The following is a 23322-nucleotide window of genomic DNA, read 5'->3' on the forward strand; positions in this document are numbered from 1 at the left end:
GAGCCGTGGTCAGGAGAGGCCTTCTGGTGCGCTCGGCTTCAGCAAATCCTCGCCGTTGTTCCTGACGTTGTTGACGGCCTTGGACACCGGATAGGTGTCCACGCTGCCCGGTTGCGGTGGCGCCATCAAGGATCGGGCGTAGTCGACGTCCGTGTTCGTCGGGTCGAGCCAGTCCGCCCAGTTCTCTTGGGCCACACTCATCGGCATCCGATCGTGAATATGTCCCACGTCGTCGGTGGCATCGGTGGTGATGACTGCGAACGTGACCACCCACGCGTCCGGGTCGTCGTCGGGGGCGTCGGGGTTGCGCCAGAAGTCGAAGATGCCGGCCAATGGCAGAATGCCACCGTCGGCCGGATGGATGTAGTACGGCTGCTTGAGCGGTTTCCCGGACTTGCCGACCTCGTCGGTCGGGAACCACTCGTAGAACCCCGAAACCGGCACAATCCCGCGCCGCGATCTAAAACACTGCCTGTATGCAGGCTTTTCGTGCACGGTCTCGGCGCGAGCATTGATCATGCGTGAGCCGATCTTCGGATCCTTTGCCCAGAATGGCGTCAAACCCCATTTGAGGTTGCGTAAACTGCCGCTGGGACTGCTCGTCGCCCGCCTTCGGCACGCGTGCAATCACGACCGGTGAGGTCTTCGTGGGCGCGAGGTTGTAAGTCAGGCTCCATCTCGGGGTCGGCCAGTTCGGGTTCGATCTCGAAAGTCTCGAGCAGCGTCGTCCTACTCGTCGTCGATGCGTAGCGACCGCACATAATGAACCCTGTCCCTGGTTGCCGGTAGCGGATGCATGCCGTTGATTTCACTCAAGTACATCCGCGATGACACGCGAGGATCGTATGGGAGGCGCGCTCCATCGGTAAAGTGACTATGACGGTGAATTAGTCATGCAAGGCGACTGCTGGGCAAGTGGCGAATTTACTAGTTGGATGCCGTGGTTGGAGGACGAAGGCATAAGCGACTCGCATGCGAGCATTACATACTGGACGTCTGAAGCATCAGTATTTTATTGATCAACTGTCAATCCTCGAACTGTTCGATGTCCTTTCTATGATCACGCACACTAGCGATGACAAAGAACGTTGGTATAACGAGAAATGGCACCGCAAAGGCCGCCCCGAGCGACAAGTTCGCCAGTGACGTGGAGTCTGTACCTAAGAGGTTGTCTCATGTGGGGAGTTTCTTGAAGCAAGTGAGCGCGGCCGCGAGATGGAGGAATCCGGCAAAGTGCTCGGCGCGGCGTTCATAGCGGATGGTCAGGCGTCGGTAGCCGGTGAGCCAGGCGATGGTGCGTTCGATCTTCCACCGGTACCGGCCCAGCCGGTCGTTCCTCTCGATTCCGCGACGAGCGATGCGCGGGACAATGCCCTCTTCGCGCAGCCACCGGCGGTGCTTGTCGTAGTCGTAGCCCTTATCGGCGCGAAGCTTTCCGGGTTTGCGACGGCGCGGCCCACGTCGGGACTTCACCGCCGGGATCGCGCTGACCATCGGTTGCAGCAAGGTGCTGTCGTGGGTGTTCGCCGCGGACACATCGACGACCAGCGGGATTCCATTCGACTCGGACAGGACGTGGATCTTCGACCCCTTCTTGCCGCGATCGACCGGACTCGGCCCGGTCAGCGATCCCCTTTTTTCGCCCGCACGCTCGCGGCGTCCAGGATCGCTGCCGTCCAGTCGAGTTCACCGGCGCTACCGAGCCGGTCGAGCACCTCACGGTGCAGTCTCTCGAACACCCCTGCCGCCGCCCAGACGGTAAATCTTCGGTGCGCGGTAGGAACTGTGACCCCGAACGAGGGCGGCAGATGCCGCCACGCACATCCACTGGTCAGCACGTACACGATCGCGGTGAACACCGCCCGATCATCCACCGGCGCACTGCCACCTCCCTGCGGCCGTGCGGCGAATCGCGGAATCAACGGTTCGACGATCTCCCACAACGCATCCGGCACCAACCGCAGTGACAACCCATCTAACACGCGTCACATTATGCCCCACACGCCACTTCATCCACATGAGACACGCTCTAAGTCGGACGCAGAACGAATGTAGATCATAATTCCCGCAACCACTCCGACCGCCATGACGGAGATACCGGGCAGAATATCCCTTAAGAACCCAAGCCCATAGCGGCGGCCATGTCGGGGTTCACGCATGTAGGCAGCAAGCATCGAGATCGGTTTTGTATTTTTGACCTTGCCGGTGTTGTAAAAAGCACTGGCCGTGCGAGCCCTTTCGAGCAGATAATGTTCGTAGGTGCGAAAAATCATCCCCAGGACCGGAACGTACGCCAGCGTAAAGAAAAGCGTCGGGGTATCGGAACCGAGCACTTCATAGGCGAAGGTGTCCAGATCGAACGGGTTCCCCTCCTCGACGTATCGACCCAGATTGAAGCCCGCTTGCGCTGTGATAGCGGCAGTGATCAACCATGCCATCCAGGGCCAGATGAACTTCCATACACCATGCTCCTGGCGGGCGACGAGAGTTGCCACGGTGGCACGATGCAGTTTAGAGATCGCTGTGTACTGGGGTGTCCCCTGGCCAAACGAGGATTTGATCTCTCGTAGGGTCTGCTCCCGCCGCCGCAAGATGGCACTCTTGCTGAACGTAAAGGCAAGTGCGCCGACCGCCGATATGCCGGCGAGAAGCGGACCGGCCGTGACTATGTTGCTCCACATGTCACCCATTCTGGATGCAGGCCAAGGCAGTTAGTCGGACCGGCGCGGGGGTGCCTCTCTATTTGTCAAGCAGCCCTTTCGGATTCTTCCTCGCGTTGTCGGTGGCTGCGTTTTTCGTCGGCGAGCATGATGCGCCAGACGTGATCGGACAGGTGCCGCTTGAGGCTGCGGTTCGCTGCGCGGCCACTCTTGCCCTCTGCGATCTTCTTGTCGTAGTAGCCGCGGCCGGTGCTGGCAGGCATCCGGATCTGGACCATCGCGATCGTGTAGAGCGCACTGTTGAGTTGCCGGTCTCCGTACCGGGACAGGCGGTGGCGATCAGTGTCGGCGCTGGCGATCTGCACCGGTGCCGAGCCGTTGTAGTTTGCGAAGGCCGCGGCGGTCGGGAACCGGCTGACGCGCCCGGTTCGGCCGATCAAGCGGGCGGCGGTCACCGGACCGATCCCGTCGACCTCCCGCAGACGGGTGCCGTGCTCGTCGAGAGCCTGGGTCATCTGTTTCTCGTTCACCGCGAGCCGGTCGTCGAGGCGCCGGAGGTCGGCGATCAGGTCGCGACACAGCCCGACGCGGGTTCGGTCCACCTCGCTGCGGGCACGGAAGCCCGCAGCAGTGCCGTGGCCGAGGCGGCAGTCAAGGAGGTTGGCGCCCCGCCGGCCAGCAACTGTCGTAACAACGCGTGCAGCTGATTGGCGATGCGAGTGCGATTGTTGCACAAGTTTGTTCGACGTTCGTCGAGCAAGGCCAGGACGTCGGTCGGGCCTTCGGGGACGACCGGTCGGGCGTCGCCCTGCAGGGCGGCCACACACGCGGCCGCGGCGGCGTCGATGCGGTCGTTCTTGCGCCGGCCGCCGCGGGAGAGTTGCCGGACCCGGGCGGTGGCGGTGGCCGGAACGTCGAGGACCATCTCCCCGAGGACGACTAGCCATTGCGCCAGGTGATGTCCGAGCCCCCTCGGCATTCTCGACTGCCCACTGGCGCTGTGGCCAGGCCTTGGCCCAGGCGATCAGCGTCTTGTAGTCGGCGAGGGTGGCGTCGATGCGGATCGAGCCGAGATCGGTGTTGGTGACGGGGTCGACCGCGGTGGCGGTGTGGGTGGACTTGTGGGGATCGATGCCGATGACGATCATGGAGGACGGTTCCCTTCTCTGCTGGGATGGGGATCCGCGGAGGACAATCCGACTTCAAGTACCTCTCACAGCAGCTTGGGGTCACGCCTCTCTCCAGTCACTCCGCGAACGCAGACCGGAAGGGGCGACAAACCCCCGCAAAGTCAACCCCGCTGGATGGGGGGTGACAGGAACCTCAGGAGTCAACCCTTCCGGTCTGCTACGGCACATTACGGGCAGCTAACCCGACCACGTGCCGCTCTCACGAACATAAGTCGGAACCTTGTCACCTGGAAACGTTCTACCTGGCCGACCAGACCGGCCGAGGTGACGAAACAGCCTGAGCGCCATTCAGGCGCTACCGGGGTCCGTTTTGGCCATGACCAAAACGGAAGCGAATCCGGAAAGGCGTGCAAGTGTCGGCTCTGAATGCGAACCTGTGTGCTGTGACCGCCTCTGGGCTCGGCCGCCTCGAGATCGTTGCCCCACGAATGATATGGCCAAACGAAGCTCGCGACTTCACGCCTTGGCTCCTACAGAACGTGGACGTCCTGAGCGACCTCCTAGGCATGGACCTCGTTCTTGACGTCGCAGAACACCCAGTGGGTAGCTTCAGCCTGGACTTGAAGGGCTACGACGAAACGACAGGTGAGGTCGTGATCGTCGAGAACCAGTTGGAGCCGTCAAATCACACCCACCTCGGCCAGATCATCACCTATGCCGCGGGAACCGATCCGACCACGATCGTGTGGGTAACCACGGGCTTTCGGCCGGAGCATCGCGCTGCCATCGACTGGTTAAACCAGCGCACGGACGACAACACTCGTGTCTTCGGAATCGTCATCCGCGTGGTCAAGATCGGAAACTCGCAAGCAGCACCAAACTTTGAATTGGTAGCGCAGCCAAATGACTGGGAAAAGCAAGTCAAGAAAGCCACCTCATCGGCCCACGGTGAAGCGTCGGCGATGGTCCGCCAGTACCGAGATTTCTGGGAGGCGGTCCTAGAGCAGATCAGGGCCAATCATCCCGAATGGACGCGGGCTCAAACCAGTGGAGCGCCGTGGTGCAACACTCCACTGGGGCTCAGCGGCGTTGTGCTCTCGATGGCTTGGGTGAACGGTTCGCTGGTCACCCAGATTTACTTCGACTCGCGCGACGCTGATCTCAACAGGGCACGATTCGACTGGCTTCGCGAGCACCGCAGCGCGTTCGAGACGGCACTCGGCCAGACACTTTCCTGGGACGAGATGTCGGGCCGGAAGGGCGCACGTATTGTGCTGAATTCTACCTTCAATGACATCTCCGCCACTGAACGTTGGCCTGAGATGATCACCTGGCTCATTGAGCAGCAGACACTCTTTCGTGGGACACTCTCCGCGGTCGGCGGAGTCGCCGCCCTTCGCGACATAAGGCCGCTGTGACAACAGCAGTGTGAGCGCAGGCGGGTGGACACACTCGGGCACAAACCATTCTGATCAGTCCTGGCTCGGAATTTGGGGCGTGTGACCTTTGGGACCTTGTCGTCAGCTGTTACCGAGCTGGGCGGGGAGGCGAAAGGGGACTGAGCGCCTCCCTGCGGTTCGAGGGTCCGTTTTGGCCTTGGACCAAACGGACCGGGATAACTTCGGTCAGCTGGTCAGCTGGTCAGCTGGTCAACGGCACGGCGCCGCGCCCGGGTTAATGTGCGCCGGGGGTTGAGGGTGAGGTCCTCGGTGTCGGCGAAGGCCAGGCGCCCGTCGTCGAGAGCGATGGCCCACCGATGCACGGGCGCCCACTCGTGCCCACGCCGGGAGTCGGTCAGGGCGGCGTAGTCCTCGACGACTTCACCGGTCTGCGCCTCCTCGGATGCTCGGCGGACCAGCACCCGCACGCCCACCGCTACCGCCGCAGGCGCCGGTTTCTTCGCACTCATGTTTTTGGGCATGCTCGCACCCTTTCGCTCGGCGGACCCCCCGGAGCATAGGCAGGAACCCGCATGAGCGCCGAACGATCCCCAGACGCGTGACGGTTACCGGAGGGTAGGTCGGGGTAGTCACGGGGCGGTGCACCCTGCGCCGAACCGAAGCCGTCCATGTCGAAGGGGTAAACACGTATGAGCACATCCGATACCGCCACACTGCTGACGCAGCTGCGCACCATCCTGGATCTGACCAACACTGAGATCCAGGTCGCCGAGACCCGAGTCGCCCAAGCCAGAACCGAAGCAGTCCGGCGGGAACTTCTCGAGAACGCCGAGAACGCCCGAGCCCGGGCCGAGGCCATCGACGCCGCGATCCGCGACCTTGGCGGAATCCCCGAGCTGATCGGACCGTTCCTGGGACGTGCCGCCGCCGCGGTGAAAACGGTGGTCGAGCAGGCCCAACCGTTCGACGAAGCCCTACTCGGTGACTTGGCCCTCGAACACCAGCTCCTCGACCGCGCCCGCTACATCAAAGCCCTCGCCACCGCCGCGGGCCGCAAAGACATCGAGAATCTCGCGTTCCGGCTGATCACCGCCCACCAGGCCACGGTGGACTGGCTGACCACCGTGTTGGCCGAGGACGCGCTCGGTGGGCCGGCCGCGTTGCGCCGCACCCCGTTGCAGGCGGCCACCGGGACCGCGGTGCGGTTGATCAACGTGCCGGTGTCCTGGTCCGCCCGCGGCCTGGACCGGGCCCTGGACACCGTCCGCGTCACCCCACCCTCGTTGGAGGAGCTGTTGAGTCGGGGCGCGCACGCCGGGGATGTCGCGGTCAAAACCCTGACCGCGAGCCGCGACGCGGCCCTCGAGACCGCCGAAAGGGTCACCCGCCAGCAAGGTGAATCGTCCCGAGTTTGATGCACACCTTCTTTCTTGGGAAGGTGATCCTTATGCCGAATGTCTATCCAGCCGAGGTGCGGGAGAAGGCCGTGCGCCTGGTCCTCGAACACCGTGACGAGTACGCCTCGGAGTACGAGGCGATCCGTACGATCGCCGAGCGGATGTCCCTGAAGACGGAGACGGTGCGGGTGTGGGTCCGCAAGGCCGAGGCGGCGGGTGGCGGCACCCCGGCTGCGTCGGCATCGGAGGCTGAGGCCGAACTGCGGGCTTTGCGGCGGAAGAACGCCGAGCTCGAGAAGACCATCGAAATATTGAAGGCTGCAACGTCTTTCTTCGCGCGGGAGTGCGACCCGCCACGCAAGTGATCTGCCGGTTCATCGCCGAACACCGCGATCAGTTCGGGGTCGTACCGATCTGCCGGGTGCTCACCGAGCACGGGTGCACGATCGCCCCGAGAACCTTCTACGCCTGGCGCAGCCGGCCGTTGTCGAAACGGGCATTGTGGGACGCCACCATCACCGCGGTGCTGGCCTCCTACTACGTCGAGCGGGACGAGCACGGTCGACGCAGGCCGGAGTCGCTGTACGGCTCGTTGAAGATGTGGGCCCACCTGCGCCGTCAGGGCATCGAGGTGGCCCGCTGCACCGTCGAACGGCTCATGCGCGTCAACGGGTGGCGCGGTGCCAGCAGGGCGAAGAGGGTCCGCACCACCGTGCCGGAGCCGTCGGCGCCGCGGCCGCCGGATCTGGTCGACCGGAACTTCCGGGTCGATCGGCCCGACGCGCTCTATGTCGCGGACTTCACGTACGTCCGGATGGTGTCCGGCTTCGCGTACACGGCGTTCGTCATCGATGCGTTCGCCGGCACGATCGTCGGTTGGGAGGTGTCGACGTCGAAGGAGACCGCGTTCGTGCAGCGGGCGGTGAACCAGGCCTGCACCTTGCGGACGATGCAAGGTAACCCATTGCGCGGAAACACTATTCACCACAGCGACGCGGGGTCGCAATATACGGCTCTGCGCTTCGGGGAGACCTTGTTCCTGCAGGGACTGCTGCCGTCGATCGGGTCGGTGGCCGACGCCTTCGACAACGCCCTCGCCGAGACGACGGTCGGGCTCTACAAGGCCGAGTGCATCGCCGACGACTCCCCGTTCCGCATCGGGCCGCTACGCACCGTCAGCGACGTCGAGGAGGCCACCTCGGCGTGGGTGCACTGGTACAACACCGACCGGCTGATGCACCGCCTTGGGCGGATCCCACCCACCGAGTACGAGGCCAGGTACTACGCTGCAGAACGTGCCGATCAACCGGTCGCACACAAATAACAGTGTGTGCATCGGACCCGGGATGGTTCAAGGTGCGGAAGGTGTCGCCGACGCCTTGCGTTCGGTCCGCACCGGCACCGCCACCGGTGTCCCGGAATCGGACGAGTTGCCGATCGAGGACTTCGACGAGCTCAACGTCTCCCAAGCTGTGGCGGCGGTGAAGGAACTCACCGATCCTTCCGATGTGCGGGCGATCGTTGCCTACGAGGAAGCGAACAAGAACCGGCACGGGGTCGTCTCGGCCGCGCAGACCCGGCTGGCCGCGATCGCCAAGGAAGTAGCCGGAATCACCTAACCCCGGTCGCCCCGGGTGCCGCCCGTCAGCAGGCGTGGCGGACCGGGGCCCCGGTTCACGGGAATACCCCCCGCAGCCTCGAAAGGTTTGCGGGGGTATTCCTCTGCAACCAGGGTCGAGCCGTTGCCGGGCCGACCCGGGCGCGGGGGGTCTATTCGGCGAGTTTCGCGACTGCCTGCGCCCAGAGGAAGAACTTGTTGGTACCCAGGTCCGCAACGGTCTTGATGTTGAACGCCGCCTTGAGGTGTTCGGCGTCGGACTCGCTCACCCCCTCGAGCGCGGCGACCGGGGCCTGCGCGAGTTCCTCGATCGGACGGGTTTCGTAGGCCTTGTCGAACTTCGACACGATACCTGCCATGTGCTGACCTCCACTACTCGTTTTGGTTCCATGGTCGAGCCGCCGCACCCGTGTGTTGTTGCGCCGGCCCGTAGGCCAGTTAATCCGCTGCTAGCGGACATGCCAACCTCCCTGTAGGCGGACACGTTCGTCCCTGCTGACGGACAGCTGATCTCCCTGTCGATGAATACGGGACCGGCGGTGTGTCGGTCCTGAAACAGGCGCCCCTCCGGGGTTTTGCTCGAGGTCTTCGACCACCTTGAGCGACTCCCACCGGAGGGACGCATGAAGAAGTCTGACAGGGACATCATGGAAATTCTCGAGGCATACGACGCCACCGGCAGCGCGCACTCCGCGGCGCAGCTGGCCGGGGTAGATCCGAAAACCGTCCGCCGCTACGTCACCGCCCGTGACGCCGGTATGTCGGTGACCGGCCCCTCGCGGCGACCGCGCATCATCGACGACCATCTGCCCAAGATCGAGGAGTGGGTCGAGCGCAGCAAAGGCAAGGTCCGCGCCGACATCGTCCACGAACGACTCCTCGAGCTCGGGTTCGAGGGGACCGAACGCACCACCCGACGCGCGGTGGCGGATGCGAAAGCCGCATGGCAGGCCGGGCACCGCCGCACCTACCGGCCTTGGGTGTGTTGACTGAACTACCGGAGTGTGGGTTCGTGTTCTTCGAGCTGGTCGCTGTGAGGCCCGGCTATGTTGCCTGACCATGTCTGAATCACGAGATGGAAATCGGAATCTGGAGTCGTTGAGGGTCGAGTTGGTCGGGTCGTTGGTGTCCACCGGCGATCCGTGGGAGCCGTTTCGGTTGGTCGATGCTTGTGGTGAGCCGGTGGGCGCGGTGACGGCGTATCTGGCCGAACTGCAGGCGGCGGGCCGGTCGACGGCAACGCAGCGTTCCTACGGGATGGACCTGCTTCGGTGGTTCCGTTTCCTGTCGGCAGTGGAGGTCGCGTGGCAGGAGGCGACGAGGGCCGAGGCGCGAGACTTCTCCCGATGGATTCAGATGGGCACCAAACCCGTTCGGCCGCATTGGCGTTCCTCCGACAAGCCTGCAGCGGCGACGATACCGACGCTTAACCCGGTGACCGGCAAGAGCTCGCCGGGTCGCACCTACGCCGTGGCGACCGTGGCGCACTCCGAAACGGTGCTGCGCGGCTTCTACGCGTTCCACGTGGAGGCCGGTACCGGGCCGTTGGCGAATCCGTTTCCGCTGGCCCGGTCCGGTCGCCCGAATGCGCATCACAACCAGATGGACCCGTTTCAGCGGCAGCGCGCCGGTCTGTATCGGCCCCGGCAGGTCAAGCGGATCCCTCGGCAGATTCCTGACGCGCTGTTCAATGAGTTGTTCGCTCGCTTGTCGTGTGATCGGGACCGGGCGTTGGTCGCGTTTTGGGTGTCCACCGGAGTTCGAGCGTCGGAACTGCTGGGAGTGCTGCAAGGCGGCGTCGATCCTGGCGGGCAGTTGATCACAGTGGTGCGCAAGGGGTCACGGGCGATGCAACAGGTCCCCGCGTCGCCGGACGCGTTCGTGTGGTTGCGGCTCTACCAGCAGCAGACACACGGCGTGGTGCCCGCCGGGCCGGATGACCCGGTGTGGTGGACGCTGAGACGGCCGTATCGTGCGTTGAACTACCACGCCGCCCGGGCGATGTTCGGCCGTGCGAACGCGCTGCTGGGGTCGAATTGGTCGCTCCACGACCTGCGTCACACCGCGGCCTATCGGCTGGCCCGCGACCCGCAGATGCCGATCACCGACGTGCAATGGGTGCTTGGCCACTCGTCGCTGACCACAACTCAGATCTACGTCAATCCGACTCCCGAAGACGTCGTCGAGGCGGTGCTGGCCCACCACCGACGACGAACCGAGCCGCTGCCCGAACCCGAGCAACCGCCGCTGAGATATCGGCAGGACAGCCTGGACGTGCTGTTCGGCCGGGGGACGTCATGACGACGGCAACCGTTTCCAGCGCCGGGAACACGAGAACATGGCAGCTCAGCCGGGAAGCGGAGGTGCTGCGTGAGAAATTTCCGCCCCGGCCGGCGCCGACCTCGTGGCCGGCAACCCGGCAGAGCCGCGGCACCGTCGAAGCCCGACTGGCGGGCGAACCATTTCGGGCCGAGGACTCGAACGCCCGCTATCACCGCAAGAAGTCGCTGCAGACGGTGCTGGACTGGCTTGAGCTGTATCCGGGCTCGTCGTGGCAGCAGCGGTGGAACGCCACCGGCGCCGGGATCGACGGTCACCGGGACTGGCGCGTCAAGCTGCTTGCCGACCTGGACGAGGCAGGGCTGCTCGGCGAGCAGCCCGGCTCGGTCCACAGGCTGTTGGGTATGGGGCTGATCCAGCTCATCGGTGGCGACTACGTGCGCCCGTCGCTGGGCTGGCTGATGGCCACGTCCTCGCCGCTGCGCATCGCCAACGAGATGGCCAAAGTCCGCGATCGTCATGGCCTGGCGCAGCTGCGGGCGGTCCGCACGTCGAGCACGGTGGGCGATGCGACGATGGTCCCGGCCATCGAGCGGGTGGCGCTGATGATGGCCGCCAAGGGCGGCACGGTCGCCGACGTCACCCCCGGCGACTGCATCGAATTGATGCAGACCAGCCGAGAGGTGTTCCCCGGACCCAACCGCTCCGGTCGGCACAGCCCGCTCTTCTACCAGCTGCTGCATTCGATCGGGGCCTTCCCCGCGGATGCGCCGCCAACGGTGCGCATGTTCAGCAGCCTTTTCGCCGGCAGGCTGTCGGTCGAGCAGCTCGTCGACCGCTACGACCTGGCCTGTCGCCCGGTGCGTGAGCTGTTGGTGGACTACTTGCGCGAACGGCAACCCGCCGTCGACTACAGCACGTTGACCAACCTGGCCACCACGCTGACCCTGTGGTTCTGGAAGGACCTGGAACGACACCATCCGGGAATCGACTCGCTGCAGCTGACCCCCGAGGTCGCCGCCGGGTGGAAACAACGAATCCGCACCCGCACGGTGCGGTCGAGAAACGAACACGGCGACGTCGTCGAGACGACGGTCGAACGCGACTCCGCGGCCGACATCCTGATCACCGTGCGCTGCTTCTACCTCGACCTGGCGCAATGGGCCGTCGACGACCCGGCCCGCTGGGGACCGTGGGCGGTGCCGTGCCCGATCCGGGCCGCCGACGTGCAGCACCGGAAGATGACTTCCCGCCGCAAGTCTCGCATGGACCAGCGCACCAGGGAACGCCTGCCCGCACTGCCCGCGCTGGCCACTGTCGTCGAACGAGAACGAAAGGCAGCCGCGGCCCGCCTCGCGGCAGCCCGGACGGTCGGACCTGGCGAGCAATTCACCGTGGAGGGCCTCACACTGCGGCGCGCACGCCTGAAACGGCACTCGCCCCGCATCTGGGCCGAAGAACCCGACACCGGTCGACGACGTGACCTGAACCGTGAAGAGGACAACGCCTTCTGGGCGTGGGCCGCCATCGAAGTCCTGCGGATGACCGGCATCCGGGTCGAGGAGCTCACCGAGCTGACCCACCCCAGCCTGGTCCAATACCGCACACCTCACACCGGGGAACTCATTCCGCTACTACAGATTCCGCCGTCGAAGACCGATCAGGAACGCCTGCTGGTGATCTCACCGGAACTGGCCGATGTGCTGTCGGCGGTCGTCTGTCGCGTCCGCGGCAGCGACGGCAGTGTCCCTCTGGTGGTCGCCTACGACCACCACGAGAAGGTTTGGAACCCACCGATGCCGCTGCTGTTCCAACGCGCCATCGGCCTCGAGACCCGGCCGATCCCCATCGGCGGTGTCCGCGACCTGATCAGCGGCGCCCTGGCCCGCTCCGGTCTCACCGACACGGCGGGCCGACCGTTGGACTTCGCGCCCCACGACTTCCGCCGCCTGTTCACCACCGACGCAGTGATGAACGGGATGCCGCCCCACATTGCACAGCTGATACTCGGCCACCGCGACATCAACACCACCATGGGCTACAAGGCCGTCTATCCCGAGGAAGCTATCGATGGACACCGCGCCTTCATCGCCCGTCGCCGAGCCCTGCGGCCCAGCGAGGAATACCGCAGACCCACCGACGCCGAATGGGAGGAGTTCCTTGGCCACTTCGAGCGGCGACGACTGGCGCTGGGTGACTGCGGCCGCGCATATGGCACCGGCTGCATTCACGAGCACAGTTGCGTTCGCTGTCCGCTGCTGAGGGTCGATCCAGCCCAACGACACCGCCTGGTCGACATCCGCGACAACCTCATCACCCGCATCGCGGAAGCCGAGCACAAAGGCTGGGTCGGGGAAGCCGAAGGACTCCGGGTCAGCCTCGCCGCGACTAGGGAAAAACTCGCCGAGATCGGCACCGCCATCGCCAGAGGCAATGCCACAGTCGCACTCGGTATCCCCGGCTTCCGCGAACTCGCCGGCCGCACCGCGACAATCCCACACCACCCGACCACTCCCATCAGCCGGGAACATGACCAATAGTCGCCACCAACAGCAGGAACGGCACCTGGCCGCTAGTTCAGAGAAGATCACCGAACCCGGATTGTGGATGCAATTCGACTGGGGCAACGGCCCGAAAGTGCCCGGACCGGGCGGGATCGTGCGCTCGACCCTGTTGTTCTGCGCCTGGCTGGCGTGGTCACGCTTCCGTGTGGTGATCCCGGTGTGGGATCAAACGTTGCCGACGTTGATTGCGTGCCTCGATGCCACGGTGCGTCGCTTCGGTGGAGTGCCAACCTACGCGCTGACCGACAATCCCCGCACCGTGAGCATCGACCACATCGCCGGGATACCGGTACGCCATCCGCAAATCGTCGAAGCCGCCCGCCACTACGGCATGGCCGTGCACACCAGCGCGGCTGTTCGACCCCGAATCGAAGGGTGGCAGCGAGGCGACGGTGAAGATCGCCAAAGCTGATCTGGTACCCACCGACGCGAACCTGCTGCCGGCGTATGCCTCGTTCGGCGACCTCGAGACCGCCTGTGAGCGGTTCTGTGCCACGGTCAACGCGCGTCGGCACCGCGAAAGCGCCACCCGCGGATCGACCTGGCGCATTACCCCGGTCATCCGCAGGAACCGGGTGGGGCACCGAAGCCGCCGGTCCCGAAGGCCCGCTCCGCGGCCGAGGCCCGCTTCCTCGACCTCGGGCCCGGCGCGCACACCTGGTTGGTCGCCGCGTCGGCGGCCGGCACGGTCCGGATCCGGGCGAAGATGACCGCCGCGGTCGAGTTGGCCGCATTCGTCGGCGCCGCCACCGTCGACTCGGCTTTGTCGAGAGCGGCCGAATCCGGTCGGTTCGCCGAGGGGGATCTGCCGGCGATCGTCGCGCACCACACCGCCACCGCAGCCGAGACCGGGCTCGTCGTCGCCGACGAAAGTCATTCGGCCCAACCCGGTACTGCCGCCTGGGCCGGATTCGGCAGCACGAGTGCGGAGGCAAGCTCGTGAACCCCACCGCGCCACCACTACCCGACGACCTCCTCGCCGTCCTCAAACGGATGCGCCTGCCCTACCTGCGGGCTGCCGCACCGGAGGTGTTGGCCACTGCGAAAGCGCAGCGGTGGGATCCCACCGAGGTGCTCAAGGTCCTTCTCGACGAAGAGGTCCGCGGCCGGGACGAGGCGACGAAGGCGATGCGCCGCAAAACCGCGGGGCTTCCGGCTGGGAAGACGTTTTCGTCATGGCGGGAAGAGGATTCATCGATCCCGGCTCCTACCCAGCACGCCCTGAGCACGTTGGAGTGGGTGCACCGCGCCGAGAACCTGGCGGTCAGCGGACCGTCGGTTATCAACGGGTGTTCGTCGACTCTCATTAACGTCTTCGACGAGGTTTGTTGCGCCAGTGCTTGAAGTCTTCGGTCAATCAGGTCACCTCATGCATGCGGTCGGTTGTCCACGAGACGGCGGGCTTTGCCGATTGAGCGCTCCAGTGCTGCGGGCGGGAGAACGGTGACGTTGACGCTGACCCCGATGCGATCCTTGACCAGTTTCTTCAATGTCGCTGTGGCAATGGGGTGGGCCTCGGGGCCGGCGTCCGGACGGGCTTCGACCAGCACTGTCAGCGAATCCATCCGTCCTGCGCGTTCGAGGACGCACTGGAACTGTGGTGCCAGCGTGGGGACGGTCAGGATCAGTTCCTCGATCTGCGTCGGGAAGAGGTTGACGCCGCGGAGGATGATCATGTCGTCGGTGCGGCCGGTGACCTTCTGCATGCGGCGCATCGATCGGGCGGTGCCGGGCAGCAGGCGGGTCAGGTCGCGGGTTCGGTAGCGGATGATCGGCATGGCTTCTTTGGACAGCGAGGTGAAGACCAATTCGCCTTCCTCGCCGTCGGGGAGGACCTCGCCAGTCACGGGGTCGATGACCTCCGGGTAGAAATGATCTTCCCAGATGTGCAGCCCGTCCTTGGTCTCGACGCATTCCATCGCGACGCCGGGACCCATGACCTCGGAGAGCCCGTAGATGTCGACGGCGTCCATGTCGAGTGTCTTCTCGATCTCGCGACGCATCTCCTCGGTCCACGGCTCGGCGCCGAAGATTCCGGTACGCAGGGACGTCTTGGACGGGTCGATGCCCTTCTTGATCATCGCGTCGACGATGGTGAGCATGTACGACGGCGTCACCATGATCGCGTCAGGCTGGAAGTCCTCGATCAGTTGGATCTGGCGATCGGTCATTCCGCCGGACATCGGTATCACGGTGCAGCCGAGGCGTTCCGCGCCGTAGTGCGCGCCGAGTCCACCGGTGAACAATCCGTACCCGTAGGCGACGTGCACCTTGTCCGACGGCGTGACGCCGGCGGCGCGGAGGCTGCGGGCGATGAGGTCGGCCCAGTTGCTGATGTCATTCGCGGTGTAGCCGACCACCGTGGGGCGGCCGGTGGTACCCGACGAGGCGTGGATCCGGGACACCTTGTTCTGCGGCACCGCGAACATTCCGAAGGGGTAGTTCTCGCGCAGATCCTTTTTCGCGGTGAACGGGAATTTCGCGAGGTCGGACAAGTCCTTCAGGTCGCTGGGGTGCACGCCGGCGTCGTCGAAGGCCTTCTTGTAGTGCGGGACGTTGTCGTAGGCGTGCTGAAGCGACCACTGCAACCGCTCGAGCTGGAGTGTGGAGATGCGGTCACGGCTCGCGTTCTCGATGTCGGGTGTGTCGGTCGGGGTGGGCAGCACGCTGGTCATGAGTGTCTCCGATGTTTCACGATGTCCGGGGTCAGGCGTCGAAGTCGACGGTCACGCTGTCGCTGACGGGGAATGTCTGGCAGGTGAGGACGAAGCCGGCGGCGACCTCGTTGTCCTCGAGTGCGTAGTTGCGGCGCATGTCCACCTGACCGCCGGTCACCTTGGCGCGGCAGGTGCCGCACACTCCGCCCTTGCAGGCGAACGGGAGATCGGCGCGCAGTTGCTCGCCGGCGTCGAGAATCGACTCGTCCTGTGGAAGGGCGCCGGTCACGTTCCGCCCGTCGAGGATGATGGTCACCTCGCTGCTGGGTCCGGTTACTCCCGGCTCGCGATGCTTTTCTTGTTGCGGCGGGACGTCGTCGACGTAGAACAGCTCGTGGTGGATATTGCTTTTCGGCACACCGAATTCGGCGAGCACGGTCTGCGCGTCGGTCACCATACCGAAGGGGCCGCACAACCAGAAGTGGTCGATGTCCGGGGTCGGGACCACGGCGTCGAGGATGTTGCGGAGGCGCTCGGCGTCGAGCCGGCCGCTGAAAAGCTCGACTTCACGCGGTTCACGGGAGAGCACGTGGATGACATCGAAACGGGGGCCGTACTGATCCTTGAGGTCCGCAATCTCCTCGGCGAACATCACCGACCGGGTGCGCCGGTTACCGTACAACAGAACGACTTCCGACTCCGGATTTGCGAGGACGGAGCCGGCGATCGACAGCATCGGCGTGATGCCGGAGCCGGCGGCGATGAGTACGTGCCTGCCACCCGCGGAGGGGTCGGCGTGAAACGTTCCGGACGGTCCCTGGACGTCGATGCGATCACCCGCCTTGACTTCTTGCACGAGCCATGACGAGAACAGGCCGTCGGTGACCTCACGGACGCCGACGCGAGGGCGCGCACCGGCGGGGGCGCAGATGGAGTACGAGCGCCGATGCTCGACACCGTCCACCGTGCGGCTGAGCATCAACGATTGCCCAGGGCGAAAGCTGAATTCGTCGCGAAGGTCGTCGGGCACGTCGAAGGTGACGGCGACGGCATCGTCACACAACGACTCGACATCCGCGACGGTCAGCGTGTGAAACGCCTTCTTGCGACTCGGGGTGACGACGGGCTCATCTGTAACGGTCATCAGATTTCCTTCACATGGTCGAAGGGTTCGAGGCAGTCGTCGCAGCGGTACTGCGCCTTGCATAAGGTTGCGCCGAACTCGGAGGTGAGCCGGGTGTGCGACGATCCGCACTGCGGGCATTCGAGCTCACGGGGCTTTACGGTCAGCGTCAACGGAACCGGACCTGGCGTGCGGGCCGGCGCGGGACCGGGCACCGAGTACCCCGTGTCGCGGAGTTTGCAACGACCCTCGTCGGAGATCCAGTCGGTGCTCCACGCCGGCGTCAAGCTTGTGGCGATCTCGATCGACGTGTAGCCGTTGTCGCGGAGCTTGTGTTCGATGTCGTCGCGGATTGTCGCCATGGCCGGGCATCCCGAGTAGGTCGGGGTGATGGTGACGAGCACGCTGCCGTCGCCGCGCACCTCGACGTCGCGCAGGACACCGAGGTCGTCGAGAGTGAGTAGCGGCATCTCGGGGTCCATGACGGATGCCGCGATCTCCCGGGCCGTGCGCTCGATGGTCGTCACCAGACTCCCTCCGGGTGGGCGCGCGCCACGACCTGCATCTCTGCGATGAGCGGGCCCAGGGCTTCGGTGTGGATGCCGCGCCGCCCGCCGCGTCCGCCGATGGTGCCGACGCTCTTGCCGGTCGGGGCTTCGAGTTCGGCGGCGTGCAGAACCTGTGCGATGACGGAGTCGAATTCGTCGCGCACTTTCCTGGGGTCCACGCCGACGCGGACCTTCGCGAGCGCTATTTCCTCGTCGGTGGGGACGAACAGTTCGGAGACGTAGGGCCAGATGTGGTCGAGGCCGTCGCGAACGCGACGCTTCGACTCGTGGGTGCCGCACCCGAGCGTGACGACCCAGCGGGCAGCGTAGTCGCGATGGTAGGTCAGCTCTTTGACGCCCTTGTTCGCGACCGCGGCCAGAACCGGGTCCCGTGAGGTCCGCAGGCGGTCGAAGATTGCCAGACGCCACGTCGCGAACACCAGCAGGCGTACCTGTGACATGGCGAAGTCGCCGTTGTCGAGTTCGGTCAGTCGGACGTTCCTGAACTCGGAGTCGGTGCGGAAGAACGCCAGTGCATCCTCCGATGGAACAGGAGTCGTATCCGAGATATACGGCACCACGGCGCTATCCGCTGCGGCGGCGCGGGCGAGCAACAGACGTGCCTGTCCGAGAAGGTCGAGTCCGACGTTGGCCAGAGCCACCTCTTCTTCGAGCTCTGGTGCCCGTGTGCTCCATTCAGCGAGTCGCTGCGAGCTGATCAGCGCGTCGTCGCCGAGCATGAGGCAGTACGCAGCAAGAGCCTTCAGGTCGACGTCGTCCGGGACGGTGGTGTCGACACCGGCGAGTGGATCGTCGAAGCTGGTACCGAACGCCCACTGGCCGTGCGAATCCTCGTCGACGAGGCCTTCGTAGGCGTTGTCGTGATCAGTCATCGATTTTCAAGCCTCACATGTGGGGGACGTTGTCGGGGATCTCGTAGAACGTCGGGTGGCGGTACACCTTGTCACCGCTGGGCGCGAAGAACGGATCCTTCTCCGACGGCGACGACGCGACGATCGCATTGGACGGCACCACCCAGATGCTGACGCCTTCGTTGCGGCGGGTGTAGACGTCACGAGCGTGGCGCAGTGCCATGTAGTCGTCGGCGGCGTGCAACGATCCGACATGAACGTGGTTCAGCCCACGCTTGCCGCGCAGGAACACCTCGTACAGAGGCCAATCCGCTTTGACGGACTCCCTTTTCGGCTCGGTCGGTACGCCCTCTGTGGGAATTGCGTCGTGGCCGCCCTCGGCCGTGAATTCACTCATGATGCTACGGTCCTCTCCGCGAATGCGGTTGCTGCCTCGCGCACCCAGGCGCCGTTCTCGTGCGCTGCGCGGCGGTTGGCGATGCGCTCGACGTTGGATGCGCCGTTGCCCTTGATGACCTGAATGAACTCGGACCAGTCCGGCTCACCGAAGTCGTGCGACTTGCGCTCTTCGTTCCACTTCAGGTCGGGGTCCGGGAACGTGACGCCGAGCGCCTCCGCCTGCGGGATGGACATGTCGACGAAGCGCTGACGCAGTTCGTCGTTGGTGTGACGCTTGATGCCCCACTTCATGGACTGCTCGGTGTTGGGGGACTCGTCGTCGGGCGGGCCGAACATCATCAGTGCCGGCCACCACCAGCGGTTCACCGATTCCTGGACCATCCGGCGTTGTTCGTCGGTGCCGCGCATCATCGTCGCGAGTAGTTCGTACCCCTGGCGCTGGTGGAACGACTCCTCCTTGCACACGCGAATCATTGCGCGGGCGTAGGGACCGAAGGAGCTGCGGCACAGCGGAACCTGGTTGCAGATCGCGGCGCCGTCGACGAGCCAGCCGATGGTACCGACGTCGGCGTACGTCAGGGTCGGGTAGTTGAAGATCGAGGAGTACTTCTGCTTGCCCTCGATAAGCTTTGCCGTCAGGTCGGCGCGGTCGGCTCCGAGTGTCTCGGCGGCGGAGTACAGGTACAGTCCGTGTCCGGCCTCGTCCTGAACCTTCGCCATGAGGATGGCTTTGCGGCGCAGCGACGGCGCGCGGGTGAGCCAGTTGCCCTCCGGCTGCATTCCGATGATCTCGGAGTGTGCGTGCTGCGCGATCTGGCGGATGAGCGACTTGCGGTAGCCGTCGGGCATCCAGTCGCGAGGTTCGACGCGCTGCTCGTGGGCAATGGTTTCGTCGAAGGTTTCCTGCAGTGCTTCCAGGGTATGTGACGTGGTCATCAGTCCTACCTCTATTACCGAATGATCGGTTAGTAATTAGTATGCGCGAGAGCGACGCGGGGCGCAAGGAAATTCTCGTCAGCGTCCCGTGAAGACCGGCTTCTGCTTCGATAGGAATGCGTCGACCGCGGCTTTGTGGTCCGTCGTCTGCCCGAGGTGCTTCTGCGCAGCGAGTTCACGATCCAGAGCGTCCGACAATCCGGATGCCGACGCCCGGACCAGCGACTTCACCTGCCGGTAAGCCTCGGTGGGTCCTGCTGCGAGCTTCACAGCCAACGCTTCGGCGGTCGCGAGAACCTCATCGTCTGGGACGACCCGGTGTACCAGACCCCAGTGCAACGCCTGTTCGGCCGAGATCTTGTCGCCCAGCAGGATCAGTGCGGAGGCACGGCTGGCGCCCAGAGACTCCACCAGCGAGTGGCTCAGGCCGGAGTCACTGGCCAACCCAATGCCGGTGAACGCGGTCGCGAAAGACGACTTGGTCCCGGCGACGCGAATGTCCCCGACCAGAGCGATCCCGAGTCCGGCACCCACGCAGGCGCCGGGAATCGCGACGACGACCGGCACGGCGATATTCTTCAGCGCACTGATGAGCGGGTTGTAGTGCACACCGACGGTGTCCATCGCCGTCGATGGGTCGGCCTCGAGCGCGGTCACGTGCTCGCCGAGGTCCTGGCCGACGCAGAAGTTCTTACCCTCGGCCGTGACGAGCACTGCCCGCACGGTCGAATTCCCGGCCGCGGTGTCGACCGCCCCCTGGAAGGCGACCTTCGTTGCGGCATCGAGAGCGTTGTGCGCGTCGGGTCGAGCGAGCGTGATGGTGGCGAGCCCGTCGGATACATCCAGTCGTACGGTCATTTGCTCTCCCATTCGTGAAACCCCTTGCCTGATTTGCGCCCTAGCTCGCCGCGCGCAACCTTGTCGCGAAGCAGCTGCGGTGGGGTGAAACGTTCACCGATCGTCGATGCCAGGTGCTCGGCGATGGCCAGCCTGACGTCGAGTCCTACGAGATCCGTACTTCGCAACGGACCCATCGGATGCTTGTAACCGAGTTCCATCGCTCGATCGATCGATTCGGCGTCAGCGACACCCTCCTCGAGCATGCGGATGGCCTCGAGCCCGAGGCAGACGCCGAGGCGGCTGGTGGCGAAACCGGGGGAATCGTTGACGAGTACTTCGGTCTTGCCGAGCAGTGACACCCATGCGCGCACGCGCTCGACCACGTCAGGCGACGTCGCAGGCGCCCGCACGATTTCCACCAGCCTCGACGCCGGAACCGGGTTGAAGAAATGCATTCCGATGAAACGGGCGGGGTCGTTCACAGCGGCACCGAGTTCGGCGATGGAGAGGGAACTGGTATTGGACGCGATGACCGTCTTGGCAAGAACCGTCTTGTCGATGAGCGAGAGCACCTCGACCTTGAGCGACGGAATCTCCGGAACAGCCTCGACGACCAGGTCCAGCTCGGACGGAAGGTCGGTAGGCCCGGCGACGGTGGTGACGCGAGCCAGAACCTCCTCGGGGCTGGAATTTGCCAGTTTGCCGCGTTCGTGGGCACGAGCAAGACCCGTTTCGACGCGCCCCAACGCTGCCTTCTGATCGGCGGCCTCGGCGACGACGACGGTCGAACCCAGCGCCGCAAAAACCTGCGCGATGCCCGCGCCCATCCGCCCGCCGCCGACGACACCTACATGCTCGGGAACTGTCATTTCTTCTCCAGGAATGCCGTCATGCGGCGTTGTTTGTCTTCGGTCTCGAACAGGACGGCTTGGGCGATATCGTCAGCCCACGGGTGCGATCCCGGTGCATCGACGATCTTCTTGGTCAGCTTCAGCGCCAGCGGAGCCTGCTTTGCGACACGATCGAGCAGTGCATGCGCAGCGGCCAGCGGATTTTCGACGACGTCCATCACCAAGCCGGAACACAGCGCGGCTTCCGCGTCGAGTGTGCGGCCACCGAGCAGGACCTGCTTGGCGACGGAGACACCGACGAGGGTAGGCAGCCGATAGCTCGCTCCGGCCGCGGCCATGATCCCGAGACCCGGTTCGGGGTTACCGAACACCGCGGTGGACGAAGCGATTCGAATGTCGCAGGCGTACGACAGTTCTGCGCCGCCGCCGAGTGCATAGCCGCGAATCGCTGCGACGGTCGGAAGGGGGAGCGCGGCGATGCGGTCGAACAGGTTGCGGTTGATTCCGCGCAGCGCGTCGTCACGTGTTCGCGCGCGGAGCTGGCTGATGTCCGCGCCGCCGGCGAAGTGATCGCCCTGGCCGGTGAGAAGGAGCATTTTGGGATCGTGTTCGACGCGGGCGCAGACCTCGTGCAGCTCGGAGATCATCTCCGCATCGATAGCATTGCGCTGCTTCTCGCGAACGAGCGTCACGACGACGCGGTCCGCGAGTTCCTCTACGACGAGCGTGTTCACGGCGCCTCGATCAGCATCGACACGCCCTGCCCGACTCCGACACACAGGGTCGCGAGACCGCGCGAAGCCTTCTCGCGTTCCATGCGGCCGAGAAGCGTGAGCAGAATGCGTGCGCCCGACGCGCCGAGAGGGTGTCCGAGGGCGATGGCGCCGCCGTCGGCGTTGACGATGGAATCATCGAGCTTCAGTTGACGGATGACGCCGAGCGACTGCGCGGCGAACGCTTCGTTGAGCTCGACGGCACCGACGTCGTCGATGCTCCACCCTGCACGGGCAAGAGCCTTGCGTGTCGACGGAACGGGTCCGAGCCCCATGACGTTGGGTGCAATGCCGGCGCTCGCGCTGGTGACGATGCGCCCGCGAACCTCGAGTTCATACTTCTCGACGGCCTCCTCGCTGGCGACGACGAGCGCTGCAGCGCCGTCGGTGAACGGCGAAGCCGAACCCGCGGTGACGACACCGCCTTGCCTGAAGACGGCCTTCAGCTTGCCTAACTTCACGAGTGTGGTTCCCCGGCGCGGGGTTTCGTCCTCGATGACGTCGCCGCTCGTGGTCGGCACCGACACGATTTCGTCGGCGAACCGGCCCGCGTCGACGGCGGCGATGGCACGCTCCTGGCTGCGCAGCGCGAACGCGTCACTCTCCTCGCGGGTGATGCCCTCGCTCAGTGCGACCTCTTCAGCTGTCTCACCCATCGACAGCGTGATCTTACGGACGCCCGGTCCGGAGCCGGCCGGAATCGCGGCGTCGTGAGCAGCGAACGTCGGGTTGGTGAATCGCCAGCCGAGCGAGGTGTCGAAGATTTCACCGGGCTTGGCCCATGCGGTGCCGGGCTTGGCCAGGACCCACGGCGCCCGCGTCATCGACTCGACGCCGCCTGCGACGATGATGTCGGCTTCGCCGCTGCGAATGGTCGACGCAGCGTTGGCAACGGCGGTGAGACCGCTCGCGCACAGTCGATTGACGGTGTATCCGGGGACGGAGTCGGGCAGGCCTGCGAGGAGTACTGCCATGCGGGCTACGTCCCGATTGTCCTCACCGGCCTGGTTGGCGGTGCCGAGAATTACTTCGTCGATCGTCTCGGCCGGGACGCCGGCGCGCCTCACCGCCTCTGCGACGACGATGCCGGCGAGGTCGTCCGGCCGAACGCTCGACAGCGCGCCACCGTATCTCCCCTGCGGTGTTCGTGCGCCCGCCACCAAGAAAACTTCGCCCACTCTTTGCTCCTCTACCGCGGTTCAGTAGGTACATTAATAACCGAACATTCGGTCATTTTGCAAGAGCTGGGCGGCGCGGTGCTGTGTGATCGGAGA

Annotated in this window: 20 protein-coding genes, 6 pseudogenes and 1 other annotated feature; of the genes and pseudogenes, 10 read left to right on the top strand and 16 right to left on the bottom strand. The window is 64.9% G+C overall.

Translation table 11 applies throughout. The features are described 5' to 3' along the window. Positions 1-9: 9 nt before the first annotated feature. From CBI38_RS31355 to CBI38_RS40370, 4 genes and pseudogenes are all read right to left on the bottom strand, one after another. Positions 10-627, bottom strand: coding sequence for an SOS response-associated peptidase (locus CBI38_RS31355; RefSeq protein WP_335743645.1), 618 nt, complete (start codon positions 625-627; stop codon positions 10-12). Between the two features lie 546 nt (positions 628-1173). Beyond that, positions 1174-1982 (bottom strand): IS5 family transposase gene (locus CBI38_RS31360; RefSeq protein WP_204164786.1). Its coding sequence is split into 2 segments (ribosomal slippage): positions 1174-1634 and positions 1634-1982, totalling 810 coding nucleotides; the frame shifts between segments, so codons are not numbered across the junction. A 27-nt stretch (positions 1983-2009) separates the two neighbouring features. Beyond that, entirely contained in the window at positions 2010-2681 is a 672-nt protein-coding gene (locus tag CBI38_RS31365; protein ID WP_162603330.1) for a hypothetical protein, read from the bottom strand. Between the two features lie 65 nt (positions 2682-2746). Next, positions 2747-3808: pseudogene (locus CBI38_RS40370) on the bottom strand (IS110 family RNA-guided transposase). A gap of 548 nt (positions 3809-4356) precedes the next feature. Between CBI38_RS40370 and CBI38_RS31375 the strand changes: the two are divergent. Then, positions 4357-5208 carry a DUF4268 domain-containing protein gene (locus tag CBI38_RS31375; RefSeq protein ID WP_230990383.1) on the top strand — a complete coding sequence of 284 codons (852 nt, stop codon included), beginning with the start codon at positions 4357-4359 and terminating at the stop codon, positions 5206-5208. A gap of 215 nt (positions 5209-5423) precedes the next feature. On the opposite strand, the gene CBI38_RS31380 is transcribed toward CBI38_RS31375, so the two are convergent. Continuing rightward, positions 5424-5711 carry a hypothetical protein gene (locus CBI38_RS31380; protein WP_109335541.1) on the bottom strand — a complete coding sequence of 96 codons (288 nt, stop codon included), beginning with the start codon at positions 5709-5711 and terminating at the stop codon, positions 5424-5426. A gap of 168 nt (positions 5712-5879) precedes the next feature. Between CBI38_RS31380 and CBI38_RS31385 the strand changes: the two are divergent. From CBI38_RS31385 to CBI38_RS31395, 3 genes and pseudogenes are all read left to right on the top strand, one after another. Then, positions 5880-6587, top strand: a pseudogene (locus CBI38_RS31385) (ferritin-like domain-containing protein); the annotation flags it as partial. Between the two features lie 50 nt (positions 6588-6637). Beyond that, a protein-coding gene (locus tag CBI38_RS31390) for an IS3 family transposase (RefSeq protein ID WP_109325563.1) occupies positions 6638-7911 on the top strand; the annotation gives its coding sequence in 2 pieces (ribosomal slippage) (positions 6638-6914 and positions 6914-7911; 1275 coding nt in all). Then, positions 6910-7041: a sequence feature (AL1L pseudoknot), on the top strand. Its footprint overlaps the gene before it by 132 nt. Before the next feature lie 28 nt (positions 7912-7939). Continuing rightward, positions 7940-8206, top strand: a pseudogene (locus CBI38_RS31395) (DUF8129 domain-containing protein); the annotation flags it as partial. Between the two features lie 151 nt (positions 8207-8357). On the opposite strand, the gene CBI38_RS31400 reads toward CBI38_RS31395, so the two are convergent. Then, the gene (locus tag CBI38_RS31400) at positions 8358-8564 is read right to left on the bottom strand and encodes a hypothetical protein (protein WP_109335542.1); all 207 of its coding nucleotides are present in this window, start codon (positions 8562-8564) and stop codon (positions 8358-8360) included. 264 nt (positions 8565-8828) lie between these two features. Between CBI38_RS31400 and CBI38_RS31405 the strand changes: the two are divergent. The 6 genes and pseudogenes from CBI38_RS31405 to CBI38_RS31425 form a co-directional block, all read left to right on the top strand. Beyond that, positions 8829-9188 (top strand): annotated as a pseudogene (locus CBI38_RS31405) (IS21 family transposase); the annotation flags it as partial. Between the two features lie 76 nt (positions 9189-9264). After that, entirely contained in the window at positions 9265-10506 is a 1242-nt protein-coding gene (locus CBI38_RS31410) for a tyrosine-type recombinase/integrase (RefSeq protein WP_109335543.1), read from the top strand. Continuing rightward, positions 10503-13025 (top strand): tyrosine-type recombinase/integrase, encoded by a 2523-nt coding sequence (locus tag CBI38_RS31415; RefSeq protein ID WP_109335544.1) that lies wholly within the window; start codon positions 10503-10505, stop codon positions 13023-13025. The genes CBI38_RS31410 and CBI38_RS31415 overlap by 4 nt, the downstream gene beginning before the upstream one ends. 46 nt (positions 13026-13071) lie before the next feature. Beyond that, positions 13072-13776 (top strand): annotated as a pseudogene (locus CBI38_RS31420) (IS21 family transposase); the annotation flags it as partial. Continuing rightward, positions 13756-13992: a hypothetical protein gene (locus CBI38_RS40695; RefSeq protein ID WP_418328372.1), complete on the top strand. Its 237-nt coding sequence runs from the start codon at positions 13756-13758 to the stop codon at positions 13990-13992. The pseudogene CBI38_RS31420 and the gene CBI38_RS40695, both read left to right, overlap by 21 nt. Continuing rightward, positions 13989-14327 (top strand): annotated as a pseudogene (locus CBI38_RS31425) (ATP-binding protein); the annotation flags it as partial. The gene CBI38_RS40695 and the pseudogene CBI38_RS31425, both read left to right, overlap by 4 nt. Before the next feature lie 89 nt (positions 14328-14416). Here CBI38_RS31425 and paaK read toward each other — a convergent pair. The 10 genes from paaK to CBI38_RS31475 all read right to left on the bottom strand — a co-directional run bounded on the left by paaK (position 14417) and on the right by CBI38_RS31475 (position 23226). Then, complete coding sequence (paaK, locus tag CBI38_RS31430) at positions 14417-15724, bottom strand: phenylacetate--CoA ligase PaaK (RefSeq protein ID WP_109335545.1); 1308 nt, start codon at positions 15722-15724, stop codon at positions 14417-14419. Between the two features lie 31 nt (positions 15725-15755). Further along, entirely contained in the window at positions 15756-16850 is a 1095-nt protein-coding gene (gene paaE / locus CBI38_RS31435; RefSeq protein WP_109335546.1) for a 1,2-phenylacetyl-CoA epoxidase subunit PaaE, read from the bottom strand. Beyond that, the gene (paaD, locus tag CBI38_RS31440; RefSeq protein WP_109336073.1) at positions 16850-17311 is read right to left on the bottom strand and encodes a 1,2-phenylacetyl-CoA epoxidase subunit PaaD; all 462 of its coding nucleotides are present in this window, start codon (positions 17309-17311) and stop codon (positions 16850-16852) included. The genes paaE and paaD overlap by 1 nt, the downstream gene beginning before the upstream one ends. Before the next feature lie 41 nt (positions 17312-17352). Then, positions 17353-18270, bottom strand: coding sequence for a 1,2-phenylacetyl-CoA epoxidase subunit PaaC (gene paaC / locus CBI38_RS31445; protein WP_109335547.1), 918 nt, complete (start codon positions 18268-18270; stop codon positions 17353-17355). Between the two features lie 13 nt (positions 18271-18283). Continuing rightward, a complete protein-coding gene (gene paaB, locus CBI38_RS31450; protein WP_109335548.1) occupies positions 18284-18646 on the bottom strand; it encodes a 1,2-phenylacetyl-CoA epoxidase subunit PaaB in 363 nt (120 codons plus the stop codon). Continuing rightward, positions 18643-19584, bottom strand: a complete 942-nt coding sequence (gene paaA, locus CBI38_RS31455) for a 1,2-phenylacetyl-CoA epoxidase subunit PaaA (RefSeq protein ID WP_109335549.1) — start codon at positions 19582-19584, stop codon at positions 18643-18645. The genes paaB and paaA overlap by 4 nt, the downstream gene beginning before the upstream one ends. A 78-nt stretch (positions 19585-19662) precedes the next feature. Continuing rightward, positions 19663-20442, bottom strand: coding sequence for an enoyl-CoA hydratase/isomerase family protein (locus tag CBI38_RS31460; RefSeq protein WP_109335550.1), 780 nt, complete (start codon positions 20440-20442; stop codon positions 19663-19665). Next, positions 20439-21293 carry a 3-hydroxyacyl-CoA dehydrogenase family protein gene (locus tag CBI38_RS31465; RefSeq protein ID WP_109335551.1) on the bottom strand — a complete coding sequence of 285 codons (855 nt, stop codon included), beginning with the start codon at positions 21291-21293 and terminating at the stop codon, positions 20439-20441. Before CBI38_RS31465 ends, CBI38_RS31460 begins: the two co-directional genes overlap by 4 nt. After that, positions 21290-22009, bottom strand: a complete 720-nt coding sequence (locus tag CBI38_RS31470; RefSeq protein WP_109335552.1) for an enoyl-CoA hydratase/isomerase family protein — start codon at positions 22007-22009, stop codon at positions 21290-21292. Before CBI38_RS31470 ends, CBI38_RS31465 begins: the two co-directional genes overlap by 4 nt. Beyond that, the gene (locus CBI38_RS31475; protein WP_109335553.1) at positions 22006-23226 is read right to left on the bottom strand and encodes a thiolase family protein; all 1221 of its coding nucleotides are present in this window, start codon (positions 23224-23226) and stop codon (positions 22006-22008) included. Before CBI38_RS31475 ends, CBI38_RS31470 begins: the two co-directional genes overlap by 4 nt. Positions 23227-23322: the final 96 nt, after the last annotated feature.

Source organism: Rhodococcus oxybenzonivorans, from assembly GCF_003130705.1.
GTDB classification, from domain to species: Bacteria; Actinomycetota; Actinomycetes; order Mycobacteriales; family Mycobacteriaceae; genus Rhodococcus_F; species Rhodococcus_F oxybenzonivorans.

Bases quoted from the DNA above. Each gene is read 5' to 3' on its own strand.
- CBI38_RS31400 (WP_109335542.1), bottom strand. From the start codon at position 8,564: ATGGCAGGTATCGTGTCGAAGTTCGACAAGGCCTACGAAACCCGTCCG.
- CBI38_RS31415 (WP_109335544.1), top strand. From the start codon at position 10,503: ATGACGACGGCAACCGTTTCCAGCGCCGGGAACACGAGAACATGGCAG.
- paaB (WP_109335548.1), bottom strand. From the start codon at position 18,646: ATGAGTGAATTCACGGCCGAGGGCGGCCACGACGCAATTCCCACAGAG.
- paaD (WP_109336073.1), bottom strand. From the start codon at position 17,311: ATGGACCCCGAGATGCCGCTACTCACTCTCGACGACCTCGGTGTCCTG.
- paaE (WP_109335546.1), bottom strand. From the start codon at position 16,850: ATGACCGTTACAGATGAGCCCGTCGTCACCCCGAGTCGCAAGAAGGCG.
- CBI38_RS40695 (WP_418328372.1), top strand. From the start codon at position 13,756: ATGACCGCCGCGGTCGAGTTGGCCGCATTCGTCGGCGCCGCCACCGTC.
- CBI38_RS31460 (WP_109335550.1), bottom strand. From the start codon at position 20,442: ATGACCGTACGACTGGATGTATCCGACGGGCTCGCCACCATCACGCTC.
- CBI38_RS31380 (WP_109335541.1), bottom strand. From the start codon at position 5,711: ATGCCCAAAAACATGAGTGCGAAGAAACCGGCGCCTGCGGCGGTAGCG.
- CBI38_RS31410 (WP_109335543.1), top strand. From the start codon at position 9,265: ATGTCTGAATCACGAGATGGAAATCGGAATCTGGAGTCGTTGAGGGTC.
- paaK (WP_109335545.1), bottom strand. From the start codon at position 15,724: ATGACCAGCGTGCTGCCCACCCCGACCGACACACCCGACATCGAGAAC.
- paaC (WP_109335547.1), bottom strand. From the start codon at position 18,270: ATGACTGATCACGACAACGCCTACGAAGGCCTCGTCGACGAGGATTCG.
- CBI38_RS31465 (WP_109335551.1), bottom strand. From the start codon at position 21,293: ATGACAGTTCCCGAGCATGTAGGTGTCGTCGGCGGCGGGCGGATGGGC.
- CBI38_RS31375 (WP_230990383.1), top strand. From the start codon at position 4,357: ATGGACCTCGTTCTTGACGTCGCAGAACACCCAGTGGGTAGCTTCAGC.
- paaA (WP_109335549.1), bottom strand. From the start codon at position 19,584: ATGACCACGTCACATACCCTGGAAGCACTGCAGGAAACCTTCGACGAA.
- CBI38_RS31365 (WP_162603330.1), bottom strand. From the start codon at position 2,681: ATGTGGAGCAACATAGTCACGGCCGGTCCGCTTCTCGCCGGCATATCG.